The organism is Trichocoleus sp. FACHB-40 (assembly GCF_014695915.1).
Lineage (GTDB): Bacteria > Cyanobacteriota > Cyanobacteriia > Cyanobacteriales > FACHB-T130 > Funiculus > Funiculus sociatus.
Genome location: NZ_JACJPF010000005.1, coordinates 1 through 3,001, shown reverse-complemented (window position 1 = coordinate 3,001; position 3,001 = coordinate 1). Strand labels below are relative to the sequence as shown.

4 protein-coding genes and 2 pseudogenes are annotated in these 3,001 nt (G+C 46.7%); 4 read left to right on the top strand and 2 right to left on the bottom strand.

The window, feature by feature from the left end; translation table 11 throughout:
* A pseudogene (locus H6F63_RS00095) lies at positions 1–1,079 on the top strand (hypothetical protein); the annotation flags it as partial.
* A gap of 61 nt (positions 1,080–1,140) precedes the next feature.
* Here the strand turns inward: H6F63_RS00095 and H6F63_RS00090 are convergent.
* Positions 1,141–1,473, bottom strand: a complete 333-nt coding sequence (locus H6F63_RS00090) for a PIN domain-containing protein (protein ID WP_190633844.1) — start codon at positions 1,471–1,473, stop codon at positions 1,141–1,143.
* A 130-nt stretch (positions 1,474–1,603) separates the two neighbouring features.
* Between H6F63_RS00090 and H6F63_RS00085 the strand changes: the two genes are divergently transcribed.
* Together H6F63_RS00085 and H6F63_RS00080 are read left to right on the top strand one after the other, a co-directional pair.
* Positions 1,604–1,957 (top strand): hypothetical protein, encoded by a 354-nt coding sequence (locus H6F63_RS00085; protein ID WP_190633842.1) that lies wholly within the window; start codon positions 1,604–1,606, stop codon positions 1,955–1,957.
* Positions 1,954–2,361: an HNH endonuclease gene (locus H6F63_RS00080; RefSeq protein ID WP_190633840.1), complete on the top strand. Its 408-nt coding sequence runs from the start codon at positions 1,954–1,956 to the stop codon at positions 2,359–2,361. Before H6F63_RS00085 ends, H6F63_RS00080 begins: the two co-directional genes overlap by 4 nt.
* A 21-nt stretch (positions 2,362–2,382) precedes the next feature.
* On the opposite strand, the pseudogene H6F63_RS29700 reads toward H6F63_RS00080, so the two are convergent.
* Positions 2,383–2,484 (bottom strand): annotated as a pseudogene (locus H6F63_RS29700) (short-chain dehydrogenase); the annotation flags it as partial.
* Positions 2,485–2,639: 155 nt separating this feature from the next.
* On the opposite strand from H6F63_RS29700, the gene H6F63_RS00075 reads away from it, so the two are divergent.
* Positions 2,640–2,915 (top strand): UBP-type zinc finger domain-containing protein, encoded by a 276-nt coding sequence (locus H6F63_RS00075; RefSeq protein ID WP_190633838.1) that lies wholly within the window; start codon positions 2,640–2,642, stop codon positions 2,913–2,915.
* Positions 2,916–3,001 lie beyond the last annotated feature (86 nt).

The following is a 3,001-nucleotide window of genomic DNA, read 5'->3' as shown; positions in this document are numbered from 1 at the left end:
TTGACAACGACTACAACGGTCGGGCATTGCTAGAACAGATTGGTACAGATGTAAAAATTACAGTCCGAGCTGCTTATCCAGAGCGATTTCTGTCCTATCTTACCGAAGAGGTGAAATGGCTGGTCGAGAATTTTTGGCAAGGATTGCGCTGTAACGTTATGGTATCTTGCATCCAACCTTGCGGGATGAATGCATCCGGACAAGGACTGTTTGAGGTGCAAAAGCTGATTGAAAGCAAAAAGAGGAATCGCCATGAGTTTCCCTGTCCTATTTCAGGTTGTGATGAATGGCAAAACATTGACCAACTGCTTTACAATGCACCAACTGCTCCTCCCCTTTCCCAAGAGATTGTCGATCAGTTCCGAAGCGCTGTAAAAGACGAGCTAAAAGTTATCCGCAGAGATTTGGTTACGCTCGATCGTCGAGATCAGGAACGATTTCAAGCGTTGTCTCAAGAACATCTTGCCATCCTGAGCCAGATCGATCAGCAGTTTGCTGAACTGATGCAAATGCTTACCGATGAAGCCAAAGATGGCCCACGGTTGTTTAGCTTTAAGCCTGTCGAGCCGGGATTTTTTGATCGCCCTAGATGGATAAGCGCTAAATTTCAAATTACCCTCTGGTGCGAACATTCTCGCCTACCGCTACCTGCTTTAAATCCACCCGGAAGCAAAGAGGGAGTTTATGAGTTGGATTTGCCCCGTGAGTGGTTTGTTAAAGCCGCACCTCTCCTCAAAACTATGTCTGTCACCTTAGGGTTGATCTTGCCAGTCGCAGGTTCTGCCACCAAACTGATGCTAGACGACACAACCTATAAAGCTATTGAGGAACAACTCGATTTTGGGCAAAAAAGTCTGGAATCTACCCTGAAAGGTAGTGATGTCGCCGTTGATTGGCAATCTAAAACCAATACTCCCGATTTAGAACACGGTGAAGCGATTCAAGCCGAAGGCGCAGTATTGCGAAAACTTCAAGCTCTACTGAAAGAGAAAGACCCTGGTTTTGGCGGATTGATGCCAGTGCAAAACAAGCGCCGCGAGTTTTTGTGGGTACATCCTCAGTTTGTGGATGAGTATTAAATTGGAGTGTTGCCCCTCAACTGCAAACAGTTGATGATGATTAGACCCTAGAGGCGATCGCTTACGCCTCCATTGCCCAATCCTCAACCTGCAACCCCTCAATACACCCAAACTCTCGTGTATTATGTGTCACCAGCGTTAGATTATTTGCAAGAGCGATTCCTTCGGAAAGCTTTGCTAACGCTGCAATTTGTAAATCATAGGCACCAATCGGAGTTCCCGCACTGGCAAGACGCGCACGAATTTGACCACACGCGATCGCAACCTCATCCCCAAAAGAAAGCGAGGCAAACCGCCCTAAAAATTCCTTTTGCCGTTCCAGAGTTCGAGTTAAGTTGTTACTTCGCAGCGCACCATAGAACAACTCAGCTTTGACAACCGAACACACAGTCATCTCTTCAAGGGTACAGAAAGCAAGCGATCACCTTAATAAACCCTCCACTGAGTCAGCAGCTTAAACTATGGGAGAAGCTCTCAACTCGGCATAGAATAGCGAATAGTGTAGTTATTGCATGGTTCTCGCTGTGGCAACTATCACGATTGAAATTCCAGACGACCTCTCCGAACAACTGGCTCAATTAGGCGATCGCTTGCCAGAATTATTACGGCAGTGTGTTCAGCAGGCTGTCCTTCCGGCTCATGTCTACCGCTACATTCTGGACTTTCTGACGAGTCAGCCAACCCCAGAACAAATCGCCGCCTTTCGCCCCACACCTGAAATGCAAGAGCGACTCAGTACGTTACTTGCCAAAAATCAAAGTGGCAATATTACACCATCTGAGATTCAAGAACTCAACGAGTATGAGCGAATTGAACATCTCGCGATCATGCTAAAGCTTGGCAATCTGCCTTATCTCACGCGCCCCACTAACTCGTGACATACATATCTGAATCCCTACGCCGCTTGGTTCAAAAGCGATCCGGATATTGCTGCGAATACTGCCAAATTTCAGCAGATGTCAGCTTCTATGTCCATGAAGTCGATCATGTTATTGCTATCAAGCATGGCGGTGAAACTACTGCTAAAAATTTAGCCTATGCCTGTTGGCGGTGTAACCGTTACAAAGGAACCGATCTTGGCTCTTTCGATCCACAAACCAACGACTTCAGTTTTTTGTACAATCCCCGCACTCAACAATGGAGCGAACATTTCTCCTTAAGAGATGACGAAATTATTGGCTTAACCCCGGAAGGAAGAACCACTGTACAGCTCCTGGGATTCAATAGCATTGAGCGTCGGGCAGAACGTAAACGAGCAGAGGAAATTAAAAGAACTGAATGAACTAAGCAGGAGAATGGCGACGGTGCGACAGGCTGCGATCGCCGGATCTCCCCGTTCATTGAGTTGACGGCAGTATTCGTAACCAATACCGCGATTTGCCCCTGTAATCAGATAAGTCACCATAGAAAGCCTTAGTTCAGCATTCGCTCTCCTTGGTTACTGCATCTCGATTTATATTAAGTTCCATCCACTTGAGAAGAAAGCGATCGCTAGTTTAGACCTTAGAATTGGAAGCATTCAATCAGCAACTCCAACTCATACACTTATCAGAAAACCCTATGCCCTGCCAACACCTCAATGAAGTGACTCTGGAAAACCTAATCTCTAAAGCCAACTATCCCGTGTTTCGCTGTGAAGAGTGCATTCGGATCAATGGTCGCTGGGTGCATCTTCGCATTTGTCAGACCTGCGGTAAGATGCTGTGCTGCGACTCCTCAGAACATCAGCATTCTCGCCGTCACTATGAGGAAACCGGACATACTGTAATCAGTTCGGCAGAATTAGGAGAGCAATGGCTGTGGTGTTTTGCCGATGAGCAGCAGAAGAATTATTGAAGATGCGCTCAATTGCGGCATCCACCCAACTTAGAAGCCATTCTAAAAGAAGGCGATCGCAAACGAAGCCTCATCCATTCATGTCT